19 protein-coding genes and 1 other RNA gene are annotated in these 21,349 nt (G+C 42.1%); 12 read left to right on the top strand and 8 right to left on the bottom strand.

All coding sequences use genetic code 11. The features are described 5' to 3' along the window. The first annotated feature begins 199 nt into the window (after positions 1-199). Positions 200-649 carry a hypothetical protein gene (locus tag HUN01_RS11585; RefSeq protein ID WP_238846188.1) on the top strand — a complete coding sequence of 150 codons (450 nt, stop codon included), beginning with the start codon at positions 200-202 and terminating at the stop codon, positions 647-649. Between the two features lie 396 nt (positions 650-1,045). Here the strand turns inward: HUN01_RS11585 and HUN01_RS11580 are convergent, their stop codons facing one another. Further along, complete coding sequence (locus HUN01_RS11580) at positions 1,046-1,186, bottom strand: hypothetical protein (RefSeq protein WP_181931391.1); 141 nt, start codon at positions 1,184-1,186, stop codon at positions 1,046-1,048. 78 nt (positions 1,187-1,264) lie between these two features. On the opposite strand from HUN01_RS11580, the gene HUN01_RS11575 reads away from it, so the two are divergent. Next, positions 1,265-2,107 carry a DUF4351 domain-containing protein gene (locus HUN01_RS11575; protein ID WP_181931390.1) on the top strand — a complete coding sequence of 281 codons (843 nt, stop codon included), beginning with the start codon at positions 1,265-1,267 and terminating at the stop codon, positions 2,105-2,107. Between the two features lie 164 nt (positions 2,108-2,271). Here HUN01_RS11575 and HUN01_RS11570 read toward each other — a convergent pair whose 3' ends face one another. Together HUN01_RS11570 and HUN01_RS11565 are read right to left on the bottom strand one after the other, a co-directional pair. After that, positions 2,272-2,610: a hypothetical protein gene (locus HUN01_RS11570; protein ID WP_181931389.1), complete on the bottom strand. Its 339-nt coding sequence runs from the start codon at positions 2,608-2,610 to the stop codon at positions 2,272-2,274. A 136-nt stretch (positions 2,611-2,746) separates the two neighbouring features. After that, positions 2,747-5,272 carry an AAA-type ATPase lid domain-containing protein gene (locus HUN01_RS11565; protein WP_181931388.1) on the bottom strand — a complete coding sequence of 842 codons (2,526 nt, stop codon included), beginning with the start codon at positions 5,270-5,272 and terminating at the stop codon, positions 2,747-2,749. Between the two features lie 605 nt (positions 5,273-5,877). On the opposite strand from HUN01_RS11565, the gene HUN01_RS11560 reads away from it, so the two are divergent. Together HUN01_RS11560 and HUN01_RS11555 are read left to right on the top strand one after the other, a co-directional pair. Continuing rightward, complete coding sequence (locus HUN01_RS11560) at positions 5,878-6,030, top strand: hypothetical protein (protein WP_181931387.1); 153 nt, start codon at positions 5,878-5,880, stop codon at positions 6,028-6,030. A gap of 84 nt (positions 6,031-6,114) precedes the next feature. After that, positions 6,115-6,438: a thioredoxin family protein gene (locus tag HUN01_RS11555; RefSeq protein WP_181931386.1), complete on the top strand. Its 324-nt coding sequence runs from the start codon at positions 6,115-6,117 to the stop codon at positions 6,436-6,438. Here HUN01_RS11555 and HUN01_RS11550 read toward each other — a convergent pair. Beyond that, positions 6,425-6,658: a hypothetical protein gene (locus HUN01_RS11550; protein ID WP_181931385.1), complete on the bottom strand. Its 234-nt coding sequence runs from the start codon at positions 6,656-6,658 to the stop codon at positions 6,425-6,427. The genes HUN01_RS11555 and HUN01_RS11550 overlap by 14 nt on opposite strands. 127 nt (positions 6,659-6,785) lie before the next feature. Continuing rightward, positions 6,786-8,636 carry a S8 family peptidase gene (locus tag HUN01_RS11545; RefSeq protein WP_181931384.1) on the bottom strand — a complete coding sequence of 617 codons (1,851 nt, stop codon included), beginning with the start codon at positions 8,634-8,636 and terminating at the stop codon, positions 6,786-6,788. Positions 8,637-8,756: 120 nt separating this feature from the next. On the opposite strand from HUN01_RS11545, the gene HUN01_RS11540 reads away from it, so the two are divergent. The 6 genes from HUN01_RS11540 (at position 8,757) to queF (ending at position 11,100) form a co-directional block, all read left to right on the top strand. After that, positions 8,757-9,191, top strand: a complete 435-nt coding sequence (locus HUN01_RS11540) for a hypothetical protein (RefSeq protein WP_181931383.1) — start codon at positions 8,757-8,759, stop codon at positions 9,189-9,191. A gap of 17 nt (positions 9,192-9,208) precedes the next feature. After that, on the top strand, positions 9,209-9,475 hold the full coding sequence (locus tag HUN01_RS11535) for a YciI family protein (protein ID WP_181931382.1): 267 nt from the start codon (positions 9,209-9,211) through the stop codon (positions 9,473-9,475). A gap of 37 nt (positions 9,476-9,512) precedes the next feature. Continuing rightward, positions 9,513-9,609, top strand: an RNA gene (ffs, locus tag HUN01_RS11530) — signal recognition particle sRNA small type. 25 nt (positions 9,610-9,634) lie between these two features. Beyond that, positions 9,635-10,021: a phasin family protein gene (locus HUN01_RS11525; RefSeq protein ID WP_181931381.1), complete on the top strand. Its 387-nt coding sequence runs from the start codon at positions 9,635-9,637 to the stop codon at positions 10,019-10,021. A gap of 156 nt (positions 10,022-10,177) precedes the next feature. After that, positions 10,178-10,579: a hypothetical protein gene (locus HUN01_RS11520; RefSeq protein WP_069072742.1), complete on the top strand. Its 402-nt coding sequence runs from the start codon at positions 10,178-10,180 to the stop codon at positions 10,577-10,579. A 107-nt stretch (positions 10,580-10,686) separates the two neighbouring features. After that, the gene (gene queF / locus HUN01_RS11515) at positions 10,687-11,100 is read left to right on the top strand and encodes a preQ(1) synthase (RefSeq protein WP_069072741.1); all 414 of its coding nucleotides are present in this window, start codon (positions 10,687-10,689) and stop codon (positions 11,098-11,100) included. Positions 11,101-11,203: 103 nt separating this feature from the next. Here queF and HUN01_RS11510 read toward each other — a convergent pair whose 3' ends face one another. Further along, the gene (locus tag HUN01_RS11510; RefSeq protein WP_181931380.1) at positions 11,204-12,604 is read right to left on the bottom strand and encodes a cytochrome c biogenesis protein; all 1,401 of its coding nucleotides are present in this window, start codon (positions 12,602-12,604) and stop codon (positions 11,204-11,206) included. Positions 12,605-12,633: 29 nt separating this feature from the next. Beyond that, positions 12,634-13,374 (bottom strand): cytochrome c biogenesis protein CcdA, encoded by a 741-nt coding sequence (locus HUN01_RS11505; protein WP_181931379.1) that lies wholly within the window; start codon positions 13,372-13,374, stop codon positions 12,634-12,636. Positions 13,375-13,558: 184 nt separating this feature from the next. Between HUN01_RS11505 and HUN01_RS11500 the strand changes: the two genes are divergently transcribed. Both HUN01_RS11500 and HUN01_RS11495 read left to right on the top strand, forming a co-directional pair. After that, the gene (locus tag HUN01_RS11500) at positions 13,559-20,644 is read left to right on the top strand and encodes an AAA family ATPase (protein ID WP_181931378.1); all 7,086 of its coding nucleotides are present in this window, start codon (positions 13,559-13,561) and stop codon (positions 20,642-20,644) included. A 139-nt stretch (positions 20,645-20,783) separates the two neighbouring features. After that, positions 20,784-20,945, top strand: a complete 162-nt coding sequence (locus HUN01_RS11495) for a hypothetical protein (protein WP_181931377.1) — start codon at positions 20,784-20,786, stop codon at positions 20,943-20,945. 49 nt (positions 20,946-20,994) lie between these two features. On the opposite strand, the gene HUN01_RS11490 is transcribed toward HUN01_RS11495, so the two are convergent. Then, complete coding sequence (locus tag HUN01_RS11490; protein WP_181931376.1) at positions 20,995-21,294, bottom strand: 2Fe-2S iron-sulfur cluster-binding protein; 300 nt, start codon at positions 21,292-21,294, stop codon at positions 20,995-20,997. Between the last annotated feature and the right edge of the window lie 55 nt (positions 21,295-21,349).

Raw genomic sequence — 21,349 nt, 5'->3', positions numbered from 1 at the left:
CATTTTAATTTTAACTTTTCACGGGATTTGAAAAGTCAAAAAGTATCACAGACAACAAAACTTTTTTTAATCACCGCACTCAAGAAAACTTTTCGAGTTATTCAACACTGATAGGATTGATCTAAAGACTTGTGGAATCTGCTCTTCCTAAACAGACTGGACTTGCATAAATTACTGTCAACAATTTTTGACTCACATCATGAATCGCTTTACCTCTATTTTGCTCGCCGGCTTGATAGCATCTGCTTCAGCCTTGGCTATTTCTCCAAAAGCTGATGCTAATACACCAGTGTCTTATCTTGCTGAGTTAGATAGCCACAGCTACGATCGCAACGATGATGGTAACTACGAACGTCATAGTCGTCGCTACAGAAATGGTGATGATGACCGCCGGAACGACCTTCGCAACATTCGTGACAATAATCGCCGTTATGACCGCGACAATAATCGCCGTTATGACCGCGACAATAATCGCCGTTATGACCGCGACAATAATCGCCGCTATGACCGCGACAATAATCGCCGCTATGACCGCGATAATAATCGCCGTTATGACCGGGACAATAACCGCCGTTATGACCGCGATAATAACCTTCGGAACATTCGTGATAATTACCGTCGCTATGAGCGCAACTGGGGTCGTGATTAATCCGTTTGCCTATTTATTAAGCTTAGTTCCAAGCGAACTGAGCATTGATTCTACTTGGCGGTAAGACAGACACAATCTCTTTTTTTACTTATATTCCAATATCTGACTTTTCACTCTTATTTAGAAAACCTCACTTCCATTCCCTAGAAAGGAAACTTAGGCGTTGCATATTTGCGGGATGATTTTGCTAGTTTTGTGGGATGGGCATCTTGCCCGTCCCTTGTATTTCAGGGCGGGCCAGACGCCCGCCCTACAAGAATCATCCCTTGATTCAGCAACGCCGAAACTTACTTAGGGATTAGGTTTAGGGTTAGCTTTTCTACACGATGTGAAAAGTCAGATTTTTATTAAATCAGGAATTTACTCTCAGCCTAAAAGCCTCTTTCTTATACAAATTTAATTAATGATTGCAACACATCCTTGGGTAAAGACGCGATCAATCGCGTCTCTAAAGATACGCTCAGAGTATAGTACCGAGCTTCCTTGAGCGATGGTGCGATGCCGATAGCAAAGCGTTAGCGAGTCTTCGAGCGTCATAGCCCGTCGTAGACATCGCCTACTCAAATCACTGCACGAGATCATAACAATACCTCGTTCAATTGTTAGCGATCGCAAATGTCTTTTGATAACCTCTGCAAACTGCTGTCAGAAAAACATCCTGCTACCTTTGCCAGTTGGGTATTAGGAACACCGCAAACTTCCGTCAAAGTCCTCAAAACCGAATTGAGTATCGAACCAATTCGCGCTGATTATGTAACATTTTTACAACTACAAGGACGCATTCTCCACCTGGAATTTCAAACCAAACTAGAATCTACGCCACCCCTACCCCTGCGGATGCTAGATTATTGGGTACGCTTGTATCGTTTATATCGTCTACCAATAACGCAAGTTGTCGTATTACTGCTTCCCCCTGCACCCGGAACAGTAATTGAAACTGTCTTCTGTGTCGAAACTACCCGTCATGAATATCGCGTGATTCGCTTATGGGAAGAAAATCCTGAACTATTCCTCAATGAGCCAGCTTTGTTACCATTAGCACCACTGGCCGCAACCACGCAACCTCAAGCTTTGTTGCAACAAGTTGTGGGAAAAGTTAATCAACTTGAACTAAGACAACGACCAGAAATTTCCGCGTATACCCAAATCTTAGCGGGGTTAAAATACAATCAAGACTTGATTCGACAATTATTTCGGGAGGGTATGATGCGCGAGTCAGTAATTTATCAAGAAATTCTCGCTGAAGGTGAACAACGCGGCGAACAAAGAGAACGAGCGCTGATTCTCCGTCAGCTTACTCGAAGGGTGGGAGAATTACCCCAAGAGGTGCTAGATCGTATTGAAACTCTCTCTTTAGAACAATTAGAAAATCTCGGTGAAGCATTGTTGGATTTTCAGGCGATCGCGGATTTAGAAACCTGGTTTGGTACATTAGACGTAGGAGTGAAAATAACGTAGGTACAATTTATGAATTATGCCTACCAAGGATTTAGGACAACGCATAATTATTTCACTCCTATGTCTATTAGATGAATTTTTCCATTTGAGCCAATGTCTGATGGCACTAGGGAAAAAATAGTTTCAGAAGAACGAAAGTGAGTTGAGCTTGTCAGATTGCCACATTAGAGTTCAATTAACTTGAAGCCCCAAGGTTTCAAAGCTGCTAAAGCTACTTCTTCACTTACACCTTCATAAGCTTCCCATTCCAACGGATGTTCTTTGGGATGTCCGTCGCCGACATTACCTGCAACTTTAATTATTGGACAGTTGGCGATGCGATCGCGCTCTAACCCTCTTGGAATTGCTAGTTCGATTTTGTGTCCGATAAACTTCGCTGTACTATCATTAGCTACAGATTCACGGATTAAACAAATATCACCAGCAGTTCCCCAAGTAGTTTGGTAGATGTGGAGGAACGATATATAGGCTGCTGGTTTGATGGATCTTTTGAGAACGTGCATTATCTGTAATCCTTACATTATGAGTGAGAAATCATATACGTATTTTCTATCATGTTATTTGGGAAGAAGAATGTTTTTAACTCACATTTTGCACCTAGCCCAGGCGATTAGAAACCGCCTGGTGGAATATATCAGCTTAAAACACGATAATTGCCCACATACTAACTCCCAACCCGATCGCAGCTAGGTGTTGCCAAAGGAGCGATCGCACTGGTTGCTTGGCAATCTTTTGCGTTAATAATATAGTCATTAACACTGAGAAAATTATGGTTGCACCTTGTAAGAAGGCAATCACCGCAGGGTGAGCAACCAATATTGGCAATTGTTCACCACTCAAACCAAGAGTAGCAAAGGTGACGGGTAAAATTCGCCCGCCTTCACCCAAGCCCAAACGCAAATAGTGAGCTAAATTTCCCCCCAAAACTAATGGTAGGTAGCCATAGGCAAGCTCTACAAATGATCGAGGCTTACGGTTAAAGTTGAACACTTGGAGCAAGCTATAAGCCCCAAAGGTAAGAATTGCTGGGATAATTAACACTAGCAGCGATAATCCCAAATGTTGCCAAAACTGAGTTAAATCTAGTTGTAACCCCAACCAAGACTGCAACTCTGGCAAGCGATGTAGATATATCCCACCCAACAGCAAAAACAATAATGCTACTTCATAAGTGCGGGGTACATGAGTTGTCCACAGTTCAATACCAGGGGGACGTAAGTTAAATTCAACGGAACGATGGGGACAAGCTTTGAGGCAAGTCATACACAGTACGCAATCTCGGTTATCTTCTAACTGCGCTGGGTGGGAGTATAAAGGACATCCATTGGTTTCCAGCCCTTCACCCTTTTGCGGCCCACCTTTATAACATTGATAAGTGGTACAACTAGCAGAACAAATACCTTGCTGTGCCCGGAGTTCCGTCATTGAGAGTTTGGCAAATAAACCATTCATCCCGCCAATGGGGCAGAGATACCGACACCAAAATCGCCGCTCAAAAAGAGCCGAGAAAATCATCGCCCCAGAGGTAATTAACAATAGTAAACAAGCGCTGAGGTAGGCAGTATTTTCTAAATGCCAGAGTTCTTCCCATAAAAAAATTAGGGAGAACAAACCAAACATGAACCATCCGCCCCATTTCTCAGCTTGTTCTCTTGGCCAGCGTTTGAGTTTTCGAGGCCACAGCCAGAGAGATAACTTTTGGGTAATTTCCCCGTAAATCATGAAGGGACAAACAGAACACCAGATACGTCCCAAAAAAGGAAAGAGAAATAAGAAGAAAGGCCACCACCAAGCCCAAAATAGATTTAATACGAAATTGCGATCGCGGGTTTGTGGCCCAATAAATAATACTGCAACTGTGATCGCAAAAGCCGTTGCAGTAAAACCATAGTTAATGCGATCGGGCCACCAAGGACTACGTAAAAACCGCCGTAAAGAGGGATAGGCATTTAACAGATTCACCCGAAATCGTTTTTTCTTAGTTTCGGCTGGCCAGAAAATTTCTTCTGTTAATTCATTGGCACCCTCAGCTTGCACGATCGCCCTTTCAACCAGATTTTTCAATTCTTTGAGGTTGCCAGGAAAATCATAAGACTGGAGGCGACGCAAAGCTTCTGGGGTAATGTGCGGTTTCGGAACGCCTCTAGATCGAATGTAGAGACTGGTATAATATTCAACCTGTGTCTGAATATCGGCTTTTCGCACCCGTAGCGGTGGTACTTTAATAATGTGACCAACAGAGCGTTCAATTGTCGGCTGAGTTTTTTCTGAAACAATCAGAATTCTGGCTTTACTGGGGCGAGGTTCAGGTGATGGTTCTCCAGAACGAGCCACGGGGGTATACGTACCAGTTTTGAGCAACTGCGTCACGGGAGATAATAATTCTTCGGGCAATTCTTGGATGTTGTTGAGAACTAGAGTACCTTCTCCCAACCATTCCAACAATCCTGGTTTGCCACCAGCGCGACCAAATAAATCTGCACCGCTCGTTTGGAGAATACCACAATTTACTTTAATAATTGGTTCTCGCCGTTTTGGAGAACCAAAGTGGATGAGGGCTGCTATGTTGTCTTTTTCTAACCCTGGTTCACCGAAAATATCTACTGATTTACTGTCAGCAGCAGCTTCTCGAATTTGCTCCCGCAGCCGCACAGCATAGCGACTTGTACCGACAATTCCCCGTTGCGCCTTAGTAACTAAATATGGCCGCAAAGCGAGGGAACGTTCTTGTTCATAGCCAAGTGCAGATGTTACTTGAGCTAATTCTTGAGCCAATTGACGCGAAAAAGCTTGAGCAATTTCGGGGTATTGGGTGGCTAATTCACGAAATTTAGCAGCAGGCACAACCCACAAGTGACATTCAGTTACTGTAGTAATTGTGAACGGAGTTAATTCATCCAACAGCAATTCTTTGAGTTCAATCACTGCTCCTGGAAGGAATCCACAAGCTAAAGCTGGGTTGGTTTCATTGGTGCTATTGCTTTCTAGTTGACCTTCTACAAGAATATAAAGAGCTTCTGGAGGAGTGCCTTCGCTAACTAAGTCAGTTTCGGCACTCACTACTTGTTCTTCAATTTGTTGAGCGATCGCATTTAAAACTTCTGGTGAGAGAATTCCTAAACTGGTGCGTTCTTGTAGCCATAAGACCATTTCTGGAGATGTCATCTTAAGTTCTCCGTGTAGGCTGCTGTATAACAAGAATTATCCCTTGAAAGCTGCTTCAAGAATTCATAATTTAGAACGAAGTTTAGATCGGACTACACTTTACCTTTTCCCTTAACTTCTCTAGTAACTTCCAAGACCTTTTTTCATTCTCCGAGATCAACAGATGAAGTCAGTAGACAGCTTTTTCAATCAATATTAGTTCTTATGCATTGAGAATATAAATGTTTTGAAAAACCACATCTGCCGTAGGGGTAATTCATTAATTGCACCGACGGCATTGATCTACTCATCATAAAATAATAATTAATAAAACCCTAAAAAACTATTTTGGTAAGTGCATACCATGATTAATTTGTACAGTGAGTAAGTCCTAAACCTATTACTATCATTATTTGAATCTTCAATCAATTTTACTACTGACTTCAATCCCAGTTTAGGAATTGCTAAAAGCTACTACGACTTGTTTAAGCAGTCTTAGAGGCTGTTTGAAAAGTCTAAATTATTACTTGCCTCTGCGACTAGAAGTCGCGGCCACACATACAAAACCCGTCTACGCGGGTTATAAAACTCTTTGAAATGGCGCAAGAGACTGGAATACAATTCTTTTGACTTTTGACTTCCATCTTGCGGTACTAGGAGAATTGATCGCATTAGTACAGGACAGCCATGCTGCTAAAGGCAGAACCTCACACAAAATTACCTTCGCTGCTTCTAGTAGCGAAGGAGGAAAAAATATCGGAGTAGGGTTTCAGGCTTAGGTTGACACGAATGCCCAGCTATATGGTAATATTTCATGGCATTATGCTAAAAAACTTTGCCTAGAATCAAAGAGTAGCCAACCCATGAGTTTAGCTGTGATTAAGTTCTCTTCAGAAGAGTGCGGCATCTGCCACAAAATGTCTTTTTATGACAAAAAGGTGGTAGAAGAACTGGGTTTAGAATTTATCGATGTAAAGATGCAAGATACGACTGCTTACCGCAAGTATCGCAAGATTTTATTAACTCAATATCCCGATAAATCAGAAATGGGATGGCCTACTTATATCCTCTGCAATTCTCCAGACGGGGAATTTAAGATTGTTGGTGAGGTAAAAGGAGGTCATCCCAAAGGGGAGTTTAGAAGTCGTCTGCAAGAAGTTCTGGATTCCACAGCTAATCAGAACTAATTACATCAAAAGATTTGACCTCCAGGACAGGGCCAATCATGGCAGTAGTCATGATATCTTCGCGCACCTGTCCTTTAACTTTTGCTTTTTGTCCGGCTTTGAGTAAGTCTTTGTCAGCCCCTCTGAGGATTTCGTAAGTAACACCCTCTTCTGTGACTAACGCCCATGCGCCTGTGCCAATATCACGGCGTTCGATTGTACCTGTAAGTGTAATGCTCATAAGAGTGCTGAGTGCTGAGTGCTGAGTGGGGGGGAGTTAGGAGTTAGGAGTTAGGAGTTAGGAGTTATAAAAATTGATTCCTCATGCGCTATGCCCAATGCCCCATGCCCCATGCCCCATTCCCCATTTATGCTATTTTTTCTTCGTTTTTCAATGCTAAACGAACAAGTCCATAACAAATTAGGGCATTGGCAATGAGGAAGAGACGTGCTAAGTTACCACTTCCTAATCCCCAAACTGCTGGATCTAAAAACGCACTTATAGTTAAGCACGCTGCTACACCTAAAGTTGAACCAATGGCAAACCATTTCCAACTAGGATGTCCTAGCAGCAATGCCATTAACACGATGGGAATCAGTACGCTAGCAAATAGGGGATTCAAGGCATCAGTTCCTTGGAGGGTATTGCCTAGTTCGGGAATTGAACTGCCCAAAACCCGGAAAGGCCATTGGGGAAGATCAAAAATATAGATTCCCTTGAGGAAGAATAATCCAGAACTACCAGCTATTAGTCCACTAGATAAAGACCAACTCCAAGTGAAGGGGAAGTAAACCCGTAAAAACCAAGCCAGCAGATAGGAACCAACTACCATTAAAATCTTTGGTATTAGTGCGATCGCACCACCATCAATCCAAAAGCCGGGGTTAAGATAGCCGCTATCCCGCAACCATCGAAAGAAATCTGGGAAACTGATTTGCCCACTAAAGGCTAGTTTGACTGCTGCTTCTGCATTGAGTTGTCCAGCGCCATAATAGTTCAAACCGTCATCCTGAATAACTCGTGCCGACTGCTTGAGGACTTTTAAAATTTCATCTGGTTCTTGGATGCCAGCAGCTTTGATTAATGCCGCAACACCAGCAACGTGGGGAGCAGCCATGCTTGTACCCTGGAAGCCCAGAAATACGCCTTCGCCTTTTTCATCGATGGTTTCTTGGAGAATCTTACCAGCTTCACTACCACCAGGAGCAGAGATATCTACCCCAGCACCAAAGTTAGAATAGGGCGCTCTTTCGCCATCTGGGCCAATTGCCGAAACGCCGATGACGTATGGATATCTGGCTGGATAGCTTGCCCCATTAGCGTTTTCATTCCCCGCAGCGGCAATAATAACTACACCTTTTCTATGGGCATACTCGATCGCTTGTTTCATCAACTGGCTTTCACCGCTACCGCCCAAGCTCATATTAATCACATCTGCGCCTTTATCGGCAGCAAATTTAATCGCTTCGGCAATATCGGCAATAGTACCACCACCATAAGAACTGAGTACCTTCAACGGCATCAAACTGGCTTCGTAAGCAATTCCAGCTACGCCATATTTGTTATTTGTGGCTTGGGCAATAGTTCCGGCAACATGAGTACCGTGGCCATTATCGTCTGTGGCTTCTTCTCGGTCGTTAACAAAATCATAGCCCTTGACGAATTTTGTCTCATACAAGTCGCGAACCTTGGTAATCCCGGTGTCAATCACTGCAACTGTGATGCCACTGCCTTTGGTTTGACTCCATGCACCTTCAATACCGATTTTGTGCAAGTTCCACTGCTTGCTGTAATATTGGTCATTGGGGCCAGTTAATGAAGGACTTGCTTCTTCGTCTTCTTGGGGTCGCAAAAATTCTCCTAGCCAAGCGGCTTCACCTGGTTGTGGAATCTTGCTGTAGATATAGTTTGGTTCAATGAATTCTGTAGCTTGGGCAAACTGAGATTTTTTCAGTTCTTGCAGCCGTTGGCGATCGCCCTTGATAATATACACATTATCTTTTTTGGAAAACTTGTTGTCTAATTGGGGTGTAACGTTATATTGTTTGGCGATCGCTTGCAAATTCTGTTCCACCACAGATGATGGAATATCTTCCCGAAAATCAAGCAAAATCGTCTCAAACTCTCCTTTAGCTGCCAATCCCTGAAAATTCAGGAAACCAAATATGGCAGATCCCAACCCAATGACAAACAAGCACAATAATATAAGTTTTCTCATATTAACTCATCACCGCTTTTTGCCAGTTTGCTCACTACCATAACTTATCTGCATCACTTGTTGGTGGATTTTGCACTTTTAGTTACAAGTTTCACTCAGGACTGAGGATTTTTTTAAACGATGGAACGTGGTCTTTTGTGGTTGCCCCTATTAGTAATGTTTTTCTGGTTGGCTTGGCAAGGCTCGAAGGAGTATCAAAAAGTTGAAGCCTATCGCGCCTGGGCAGAGCAATTTGAACGAGCTAAGTATGATATTTATTCTGTACTAGGTCAAAAAGGCAATAATCTAACTTGGGGAAAACCCACGCCTAAAGGGCCGATTAAACTAGAAACATTCTCTTTGCTTGATATCAAACAAATCGAGCTTTTAGTTAATGACAAATCAGTAGATGTAGAGAATCCACCGGAGAAAGGTCGTTCTATAGAATTAGAATTTCTATTTTCCGAATCTACTGGCTCAGTGCGGGTTCCGTTTACAGAAATCCCTTTGGCGGCAGAATGGGGTAAATTTTTGCAGGGAGTATTACAAGAATTGCGATCGCAACCACAGTTGTAACTGGAGTTAAAACGCTTATGCCTTGGTTTGTCAAAATTGAAGAGGGCAAAGTCGATAAACCTACCTTTGACCAATATGTACCTGCCCACAAAGCCTACATTCAGGACTTGATTACTAAAGGACACAAAGCCCGAACAGGCTATTGGGCGGAGCAAAGAGGCGGGATGTTGCTGTTTGAGGCAACCTCAAAGGCTGAAGCAGAAGCGATTGTAGCTGATGACCCGTTGGTGAAACACGGCTGCGTCAACTATCAACTTTATGAATGGCGAATTGTTATGGAATAACACACACTTACTGGATTTTAATGCTATGCTTTTATAAGACCTGGATCTATGCGATCGCAACACCCAAATCTTGTCAGAACCGGAAGGTAGCAGCAACACGGGAGGCTTGTGGTAGGCGTAGTCTCCGGGTCGCCCTATTTTTAGGAGCGGTCAGCAACAATGCCTGGTTTTGGAGATATTGTTCAAAAAGCTTTTTACCTCGGTGTTGGATTAGCTTCTTACGCAGGTGAGAAAGCAGGGGGAAAATTAGCCCAAGTGCGATCGCAAGTCCAAAAACTGGCAGATGAAATGGTTGCCAAGGGCGAAATGAACACCGAAGAAGCCCGCCGCTTCGTTGAAGAGATGATGAAGCAAGCCCAACAAGCCCAACCATCTGCTGAAACCTCTGAGACAACACCCCCTTCTGAACCTCGCCGCATTGAAATTTTAGAGGACGATGAAGAACCAACGGTGAAAGAGGCATCAACTGATGAGAATGTAGATAAGTTACGCCAAGAAGTGCTAAACCTGCAAGACGAGTTAAAACGATTGCAACGCGATCAATAAAAAGCATTTTTTGATCGAAATATTAGCAATCAGTGGCATCTTGACATGACACTTCGGATAGAAACTTGATAAGATACATTGCCTAGTGTGTAATTTAGTGCTTCAAGCCAGATAACACAAAGCGTCCTGTTTATAGCCTGCAAAGGTGTCAAGTTTATGGAACAGTGGCAAAAAGATTTAGTAGAAATCGTTGAAACAGTGGCTGATGAAGTAGAGCGTTTCTTCCTGGGAATGGGTGAAGTGGTTGACGCATTTTTTGAGTTAACGGAAGAAGTCACTGAGCAAGTACACAGTAACATTTTCACTGAAGTCGATCAGTATTTACAGGATTTGGCTGAACCAATGTTGGAAGCTTACTGGGAACTGGAAGACATTGTAGCAGATGTAGATCCGGGTTTTCCCTATTCAGTTGAACCCACAGCCGAAAAGAATCCTGCCTGTATTGGTTGTACTCACTACCACGGTCAAGTTTATGGTGGTAATTTGTTAGTTTGTGCTATGCATCCCAACGGTTGTGAAGATGAGAATTGTCCCGATTGGCAGAAGGAAGAGTATTGAGGGGAAGTTAGGAGTTAGGAGTTAACAAGCTACAAAATTACTAAAAGGACGTAAACTAATGACAAATGACAAATGACAAATGACAAATGACAAGTGACAAATGACAAATGACAACCGATAAATTATCTGAAAGTGCATCTCAAGCAAGCCAAGAAATGAAGTATGGCGAACGCGACATTGCGGAAGGTAAACTAATTACTTTTCCGAATCCGCGTGTGGGCAGACGATATGACATTAACATTACTTTGCCGGAATTTACCTGTAAATGTCCGTTTTCCGGTTATCCTGACTTTGCGACAATTTACGTTAGCTATGTACCTGATGAACGGGTAGTGGAATTGAAGGCACTCAAACTTTATATTAATAGTTACCGCGATCGCTATATTTCCCACGAAGAGTCTGCTAATCAAATTTTGGATGATTTTGTAGCTGCTTGTGATCCGTTGGAAGTCACTGTGAAAGCAGATTTTACGCCTCGCGGTAATGTACATACTGTGGTTGAAGTGCGTCACCAAAAGTAAGGTAAGTTTTAAACGCAAAGGGGCGCATTCGCAAAGCGTCTCGCAGAGAAGGAAATCGCAGAGGAACGCGGAGGATTACTCTGTGTTCTACTCTGCTATGGGTTTAAACTTCAATCGCCGTCTCTTTCTCCTCACCTTTTGGTTGTGAACTCAGGCGATCTAAAATTTCTAAAACTTCTTGTTCAAAAGCAACTTGGGCGCGATTAGTTTTGCCACCAACATATAAGCGATCGCCTTTTTGTAATGCCCATATTTGCGAGTGGGAAAAGTAACTCATCACCACACCCAGCATTAGCAAACCAAACCCTGTGTAAACAATTGGGATGCCTGGATCGGCTTTAATTTGTAAGCCAGTGCTACCAATGACATCCAGAATTTTCAGCTTCACGCCATTGATTTCGGTGAACATCCCAGTACGGACTGTATCAACGAGTTTGCCAGTGGCATCATAAATTAATACCATTCCTTGCAAGTCTTTCGCTAACAGAGAGACACCCTCACTCAAATCTGGTTTAGTTGGAACCCAGGTTCCCCAAATGCGCCCGTTCCCGTTGGTGTTCAATTGCGCCATCGGTAGCTGAAAAATGGGGCTATTGTTAAATTGGACGCGAACACCTGCAATTCCCCAATCAGTTTGATAGAAAGTTACGCCATGATAGCGCAGAGGTTCGTTGACAAAAATTTTCTTATGGTCAACTTCCTTTCCCTGATTATCCAAGACAGACATATCCGAATAAAATTGATCAATGCCGCCAGATGGAGTGTAGTCAATCCAAAAACGATTGACACGCACAGACCAATCTTTCGGGACTTGGGCTGCTGCTAAAGGGCCAGCATCGACAATATTTGTCACTTTAAATGTATCGCCACTGGCAACCATTTCTTGAGCCAAAAACCCAGTCATCGCCCCCCAAATTCCCCCTAGCAAAATAGCGACGATGCCAATATGAACGATAATTGGGCCGATGCGTCCAACTATTCCCTTACGGGCGTAGAGGAGATTTGCTTTTTCTGGATCTGGAAAAATTTTATAGCGGTGTTTCTGTAATATCTGGCTTAAGGAATCTAGGGAACCAGTATCTAGTTCTGCACTCAAAGCTAACTTTTGAAATTGCCGTGGTTCTTCGTAATATTTCCAGCGCTGGGCAGCTTTTAAGGCTGGTAACTGACGGGTAAAAGAACAAGCAGTTAAGCTAGTGCCAAATAAGATGAGTAATGCCAGAAACCACCAGGTACGATATACATGGTCTAATCCAACTACCTGAATTACCTTCCAAGTTAAGAAACCAAATAAAGCTGGATGTTCTGGGTAGTTGGCTTGGTAAAATGCGGGTGATTGACCTTGCTCGATTACAGTACCGGTAGAGCTAAAGATCGCAATCAATAGCAGTAGTGCGATCGCTAATCGTAAGTTAGTCAGTACAGGCAAAAGCTCTTGGCGTAAGAACTTCCCAGGTAATGCCCACCATTTTAATTCTTTGGACGCTGAATCTTCTAAAGTCATTATGTGTAAAAACTAACAAAGTATTGATATTAAAAACTGCCAAGGGGAATCCGAGAAATTAAGGAAAATACACCGAATCCTACCAATAGTGCCCCACTAACTGGGTTAATCCAACCAGACCAGCGACGCAATTCCAGTAATTTTTTAATTGAAGCTGTAAAAGTACCCGCCAAAATCAACGGCGTTACGTAACCGGCTGTGTAAGAAAGTAGCAAAACAGCGCCTAAAATTAAGTCTTGTGTGCTAGCAATCCAACTTAACAAGCTGGCTAAAACAGGCGTGCTACAAGGGGATGCCACTAAACCGAAAGTCAGTCCCAGCAAATAGGAACGCAATCCGGCCGGCAAATCTGGCGAAATCCAATTCGTTTCGCCCAAGGATGGAAATTGTAGAGGTAGTGCTTCTAATAAGTTCAGCCCCATGAGAATGGCGATAATGCTGACGATAATCGGCAAACCAATTCCCACTTGACCATAGACTTTTCCTACTAAACCTGCTATAATCCCTAATCCTGCCAATGTCGTTGCTAATCCGAAAGCAAACCAAGTTGATTGGGCAGCTGCTTGCAGGCGGCTTTTGGCTTCATAACCGCCGATGTAACCAATGGTAATTGGCAGCATAGAAAGCATACAGGGTGTGAGACTGGTGAGCAAGCCAGCGGCAAAGATGATACCAACACTCACCATGCTAAGGTGTGTCAGTTGGTTAGAAACGAGGCTGTTGGCAAATTGTTCTAGTTGGTAAATTTGGGTTTGCAGGTTATCAAACATGGGGAGTCTCTGAGCGGGAAATGCTTACTCTGCTTGAATTTTAGCCTATTTTTGCTTTTTGAGTCAGCAGAAGTGATTATCCGAACCTGATATCATCTAAATTTCATCTGCCCAAAGAAATGTATCTAAAATACAATAATTAAGCTCGGATTATCCCTGAAAAAGTACGGCTGGAGTATTTGGCATGATGATTGCATTACCCGGATTTAAAATTGTCACTTTGTTAAAAGCAGGGGTAAAAGCAGTCATATACCGGGGAATTAAGGTTAAAGATCAATGTCCGGTAATTATCAAAAGCCTACGTCCAGAACAGTGTACACCCAATAATATTGAACAACTTAAACACGAATATGCGATCGCACAAAGGTTAAACACCGCCGCCGCAGTCAAAGCTTACGCTTTAGAGATGCACCAGGGAATCCCTTATTTAATTATGGAGGATTTTGAGGCGCGATCGCTCGACCAGTTCATAGACCAATTTCAACAGCCTATTCCGTTTCTGAAGATTGCCATTGAAATCACTAACAGACTGGCACAAATTCACACTCATCACATTGTCCACAAGGATATTAAGCCGCAAAATATCTTAATTAACCTCGAAACTAATCAGGTAAAAATTGCCGATTTTGGAATTGCTGCCTTCATTCCATACCAACAGCAAATAGTTAGCAGTTCCAGTCGTATTGAAGGCAGTTTACCTTATTTATCACCTGAGCAAAGCGGGCGGATGAATCGAGGAATTGACCATCGCAGCGATTTGTATTCACTGGGAGTTACCTTTTATGAGATGCTCACAGGTCAGCTACCATTTCAAGGTAAAGATCCCTTAGGGTGGGTGCATTGTCATATTGCCAAATCTCCGCGATCGCCGAAAAAGCTAAACTCTGATATTCCTCAAATGCTTTGTGACATCATCATGAAATTGCTGTCGAAGGTTGCAGAAAAAAGGTATCAGAGCGCTTTAGGTTTGCAATTAGATTTAGAATGTTGCTTAAAACAATTGGAGACAACCGGACAAATTCAATCCTTTGTTTTGGGTGAACAAGATATCTCAGAGCGCTTTCAAATTCCTCAAAAATTGTATGGGCGAGAACTAGAGATTGCCAAGCTTTTACAAGCATTTGAGCGAGTTGTTAGCCAAGGTAAACCAGAAATAGTGTTAGTTTCTGGCTATGCTGGCGTTGGTAAATCAACTCTTGTTAAGGAGATTCACAAGCCCATTGTTAGAGAACGCGGGGTTTTTATCTCTGGTAAGTTTGATCAGTATAAACGAGATATTCCTTATTCCACTATCGTTCAAGCTTTTCAAACACTCGCTCGACAAATTTTAACTGAATCTGAAGATCAACTTGCTACCTGGAAAAAGCAAATACAATCAGCATTAGGGAACAATGGCAAACTAATCACAGATGTAATTCCAGAAGTTGAACTAATTGTTGGAAAACAGCCTCATATACCAGAGTTGGGGCCTGCCGAATCTAAAAATCGATTCAACTTAGTGTTTCAGAACTTTATCAGCATCTTTGCTCAAAAAGAGCATCCACTCACTGTTTTTTTAGATGATATGCAGTGGGCAGATAGCGCTACTTTGAATTTAATTCAAACTATTATTACTGGCTCTAGTATCCAGTATCTCTGCTTCATTTTGGTGTATCGAGATAACGAAGTAGATGTGTTACATCCCTTCAAACTAATGATAGATAAGGTTCGCCAGTATGGAGCAAGAACAACTGAAATTCTGCTGACACCGTTGAATCCTATCTATGTCAATCAGTTAATTGCTGATACCTTACATAGTTCAGCAGAACAAGTAGAAACTCTTACCAAATTGATTATCCAAAAAACTGACGGGAATCCTTTCTTTGTCAATGAATTTCTCAAAATATTACATCAAGAAAATCTGCTGAACTTTAATCATCAAGATGGTGTTTGGCAATGGGATCTAGCTGAGATTGAAGCCCAAGGTATTACAGATAATATTGTCAATTTAATGATTGAGCGGATGCAAAAACTTCCACTTGCAACTCAACAAGTACTGAAGTTAGCCTCTTGTATTGGTAATCGCTTTGATTTAGAAGTTTTAGCACTTGTTGGAGAACAATCTATTGAAAAAACAGTAGATGCACTTTTTGAAGCAATTTTAAGAGGATTAATTATCCCTATAGAGTCGGATGAAAGTATCCAAAAAAACTATCGTTTCTACCATGACCGAGTTCAGCAAGCTGCTTATGCCTTAATTGCTGATGAATTCAAGTCGGCAGTGCATCTGAAGATTGGGCAGCTTTTGCTGAAGAATGCTAGTTATGAACAAGTGAATGAGCAAATTTTTGATTTAGTCAATCAACTCAATCTCGCGGTAGATATAATTATTGAGCAGACAGAAAAAGATGAATTAGTACGATTGAATTTAATTGCTGGGAAGAAAGCAAAAGCATCTACAGCCTATACTCCTGCTAAAAAGTTTTTTAGTGTTGCCATGCATCTTTTAGGTGAAAATGCTTGGATTGAACAATATGAACAAACGTTTAGTTTATTTAGAGAACTAGCTGAGTGTGAATTCTTAACAGGCAATTTAGAACAAGCGGAAGAATTATTTGAACTACTATTGATTAAAGCAGAATCATATATTGAAAAAGCTAATATTTATATGCTGCAAATCAGACTCTACCAAGTCGCAGGTAGGTATGAAGAGGCGTTGATATTGGGATTAGCAGCTTTAAGAATTTTTGGTGTGATATTTCCTGATTCAAATGAGCAAATACAAGGTGCGATCGCAGTTGAAAAAAACCAGGTATTAACTAATCTAGATAAGAGACAAGTTTCTGATTTAATTGATGCACCAATAATTCAAGACCCCAATATTAAAACAGTAATTAGTCTGTTGACAACTTTGGGGCCACCTACTTATCTCGGTAGACCTAATATTTTTCCTTTAGTCGTACTCAAAGCAGTCAACTACTCACTTAAGTTTGGTAATACAGAAGATTCATGTTTTGCTTACAGCATGTATGCGATGTTGTTGGTTTCTATCTTCCATGATATTCCTACAGGCTACGCATTTTCTGAGATGACAATTCAATTAAATGAAAAGTTAAATGATTTGAAACTTAGAGGAGTTGTTCTACATATTCATGGAAGTCATATTAACGTTTGGTGTAACCATATTGCCACCGATATTCCCTTTTTAGAGCGGGGATTTATCGGCTGTGTAGAAGCAGGCGATGTGACGATGGCAAACTACAACGGTTATCAAGGATCGTGGCAAATTATCCAGTTAGGCTATCCACTTTCAGATACATACAAATCTCTAGAAAAATATATCGCATTTGCCCGCCAGTCTAAACATGAGGCTGTCTATCAGACAATCAGACTACAGCAGATGCTACTGATGAATCTGCGCGGACTAACTCACCAAAATCTGACTCTAAGTGATGATAATTTTGATGAATCACGCGCTTTATCTATTATTACAGATGCAGGGTTTGTTAGTGGAATTATTTTTTATCACATTATCAAATTAATTATCCTTTTTACATATCGACAGTATATAGAGGCTCTTAATTGTGCTTTAGAATTATCCAAGTTTCCAGTTACGACACTGGCATTACCGATTGAAACAGATTATGTTTTATATTACTCATTGACTCTAACGGCTCTTTATCCAACAGTATCTTCTCAAGAGCAAGAACAGTTTTTACAAACCCTAGAATCACATCAGCAACAATTGCAATACTGGGCTAAACACTGTCCTGAAAACTTTTTACATAAGTCTCAATTAGTAGCTGCTGAAATAGCTCGAATTGCAGGTCGGGATTTGGAAACAATGCGTTTGTATGAGCAATCAATTACTTCAGCCCGTGAGCAGGGATTTGTACAATATGAAGCTTTAGCTAATGAGCTAGCTGCTAACTTTTACTTTGAGCGAGAGTTTGAATTAATTGCCAAAACCTACTTGGAAGTAGCTAAAAATGCCTATATGCGTTGGGAGGCATTTGCTAAAGTCAAGCACTTAGAAGAATCCTATCCTCAACTATTGCCACAAGAACAGCTTGTCTCTAATGGAACGTTTATTACCACAGGTGAGCATTTAGACTTTTTGTCAATAGTTAAAGCCTCTCAAACTATATCTAGTGAAATTGTTTTTTCGCGGTTGTTGAAGACATTAATGCAAATTGTCGTCGAGCAAGCAGGAGCAGAAATCGGTTATTTATTGCTAGAACACGAGCAAAAGCTGGTGATTGAAGTAGAAGCGAAGGTTAATCCCCAAGCAGAAAAGCTCAATGTTTCTCGACTTGTATTAGAGAGTGAAATTTCACAAGTTATTCCTCAATTATTACTGAATTATGTTCAGCGCACTCAAGAAATTGTGATTTTGCAGAATGCGACTGAGGAAAATATGTTTTCCAAAGACGAGTATATAATTCAAAAACAACCTAAATCTGTACTTTGTTTACCGATCGCCCGTCAGTCGAAATTACTTGGTATTTTATATTTAGAAAACAATTTAATCTCCAGTGCCTTCACACAGGAAAAACTTTCTGCGCTGGAGATTTTGACGGTTCAAATTGCTATTTCTCTAGAAAATGCTTGTCTTTATCAAGGTTTGGAAAATAGCCAAGCACAACTCAACCTGGCTTTGAAATCTGCTCAAATCGGTGTTTGGAGTTGGGATATCGCTAGCGATCGCTTTGACTGGGATGAGCAGATTTATCAACTATTTGGGTTAACACCGGAAACCTTTGCTGGCACTTCTGAAGCAATTTTAGCTCGTCTGCATCCAGATGATCGGGGATTCCTAACTCAATCATTAAGTCGAGCGATTAACGAAGGCTTGGAGCATGATTTAGAATATCGAATTATTTGGGATGACGGCAGTATCCGTTACGCAGCCTGTCGGGGAAAAGCCTTTTTTGATGATGCGGGTATTGCCACACACATGAGTGGTGTTGTGCTTGATATCACCGAACGCAAACAATCTGAAGCCAAACGTATCCAACTAATTCAAGAGCAAACCGCCCGACAGGAAGCAGAAGCCGATCAGCAAAGAGCAGCGTTTTTGGCTCAAGTTAGTGCAACCCTCGCCTCTTCTCTTGATTACGAAAGCACGTTAGCAAGTGTGGCTAATCTGGTTGTGCCTTACTTGGCCGATTGGTGCGCTGTTGATCTGTTGCAAGATAATCAATCAATTAATCGGGTAGCAGTTGCCCACCGAGATCCAGAGAAAGTGAAGTTTGCTTGGGAACTCTATCAGCGTTATCCCAGAAAGTTGGATGCAGATGAAGGTGTGTCTAAGGTGCTGCGTACAGGACAAGCCGAAATGATAGCTGAAATTTCAGATGCAGTTGTAGCAGCAGCTATCCAAGATCCAGAACGTCTAAGGATTCTGCGTGAACTTGGTTTGAAGTCATGTATAATTTTGCCCTTGATGGCACGTGAAAGAATTTTTGGTGCAATTTCCTTTGTGACTGCCGAATCAGAACGTCGTTACAGCACCGCTGACTTGTTATTAGCAGAAGATGTTGCCCATCGAGCTGCGATCGCGATCGATAATGCCCGCCTTTATCAAGAAGCGCAGCAAGCACAAAAAACAGCAGAACGAGCATTGGAACGCATTGCCCGTCTCCAATCTATTACAGCTGCCCTTTCAGAATCCCTGACACCAGCCCAAGTATCTGAAGTGATTGTAGAGCAGAGCATGGCTGCCTTGGGAGCCACTTCTGCCCTCGTTGCTTTGGTGAATGAAAGTAAAACTGAACTGGAAATTGTGCGTGCTGTTGGTTATAAGCCGGATTTGATAGACGCGTGGCGTAATTTTGCCATCGATTCACCTTCTCCTTTAGCAGAAGCAGTGCGAACTGGGAAAGCTATTTGGGCTGAACCAACAGAAAATCGGATTGCTCGTTATCCACATTTGTCCCAAATATATGCCCAATATGACTTTAAAGCCTGGATTTCTATTCCATTAATGGTAGAGGGTTCGGCAGTTGGAGGTATAAGTGTGGGATTTACCCAGCCTCAACAACTAAGTGAGGAAGATCAAGCGTTTCTCTTGGCTGTGGCTCAACAATGCGCCCAAGCGATCGCTCGCGCCCATCTTTACGAAGCCGAACGAACGGCACGAAGCGCTGCTGAAGCCGCAAACCGCATCAAAGATGAATTTTTAGCAGTGCTATCCCATGAATTGAGAACACCACTCAACCCGATTCTGGGTTGGGCAAAACTGATGCGGAGTCGCAAGCTTGATCAAGCAACAAGCGATCGCGCCCTCGAAACTATTGAGCGCAACGCCAAGTTACAAACCCAATTAATTGAAGATTTGCTTGATGTGTCCCGTATCCTTCAAGGTAAACTTAATCTCAACTTCGGCCAGATTAATTTGGTATCAGTGATTGAAGCTGCGATCGAGACAGTGCGTTTATCAGCAGAGGCTAAATCTATCCAGATTCACAGAAGTCTTGAATCTGGTATTGGGAAAGTTTTAGGCGATGCTAATCGATTGCAACAAGTCTTTTGGAATATTCTTTCCAATGCCATTAAATTTACTCCTACTGGAGGAGAAGTAAAAATTAAATTAGAGCAAGTTGGCTCACAGGTACAAATCCGTGTAACTGATACAGGGAAGGGAATTGTACCTGAGTTTTTACCTTATGTCTTTGATTACTTCCGCCAAGCAGATGGTGCCACAACTCGAAAATTTGGCGGTTTAGGTTTAGGATTAGCGATCGTCCATCATCTCGTAGAACTTCACGGAGGAACTGTGCAAGCAGAAAGTCTCGGCGAAGCTAGAGGAGCAACTTTCACCGTCAGACTTCCATGCATACAGGATGAAAGCAAGGGAATCAAGGATGCAAAAAATAATTCCGCAGTTGTGGCGGCTCAGTCCTTTCCCCTATCTGGCTTAGAGATTCTCGTGGTGGATGATGATGCAGATATGCGAGAGTTTTTGCCCTTTATGCTGGAAGAATATGGTGCAACTGTTACAGTTGTCGCCTCAGCCATTGAAGCTTTAACTGCACTGAGTCAATCCCAGCCAAATATAATTGTCAGCGATATTGGGATGCCAGAAATGGACGGTTATATGCTGATGCGACAGATCAGGAGTCTGAAACCAGAGCAAGGCGGGACTATTCCAGCGATCGCTTTAACTGCTTATGCTGGTGAGATGGATCATCAGCAAGCGATCGCTGTGGGATTTCAACAGCATATCTCTAAGCCTGTAGATCCAGAGGAATTAGTGAAGGCGATAACATCATTAAGTAAAAGTTTGTAGTAATTGGACTCAATTGAGAAGCACTATATAAACTAAATAAAAAGCGCTCTCCAAAAGGGGAGCGCTTTCTAGTGTGAATTACTTAGCCTATAGAGATTTTTTAGGAAAGTGCAAAATTTTAAATCAAGTAAGGTGTGTGATGGCCGACAGTACGGCACTACCTCAGATTTTAGATGTCTTACGGAAATTCATCACTAACACAATGGCAGTTATGATGCTTTTTGATGCGTCTGCTTCTCTAGGAGATGCTGCGCTAAGGGTGGTACTCTTTTCGGAAAAACCGCAGGGTAGCCACCGCTGATTCTGCCTTCCCTACAAAACTTGCTCTTGATTAAATCCACATTTCTTAGTTAAGCGTTAAGCGCTTCCTCTTGATGGGTTTCGATTACACAATCAGAAAGGGGCTTGGCCACGCAGGTGAGAACCCATCCTGCGTCAATTTGATCGTTGTCTAAGAAGTTCTGATCATCTTGGTCAATTTCACCTGAAATCAGCTTTCCGGTGCAGGTAGAACAAGAACCAGCGTTACAGGAATAGGGCAAGTCTAGCTCATATTCCTCGTTAGCGATCTCTAGAATGTATTCATCTTCAGGGACTTCAATTACTTTTTCGCCGTCTGGGGTACGTAATGTAACTTTGTAAGTTGCCATGTAAAAAATCCTAACTCAATATAAACTCCATTTTTGATACTACGGGTTTATGTGC

Source organism: Nostoc edaphicum CCNP1411 (assembly GCF_014023275.1).
Taxonomy (GTDB): domain Bacteria; phylum Cyanobacteriota; class Cyanobacteriia; order Cyanobacteriales; family Nostocaceae; genus Nostoc; species Nostoc edaphicum_A.
The sequence above is the reverse complement of the archived record's forward strand: the minus strand, read 5'-3'. Positions and strand labels throughout refer to the sequence as shown.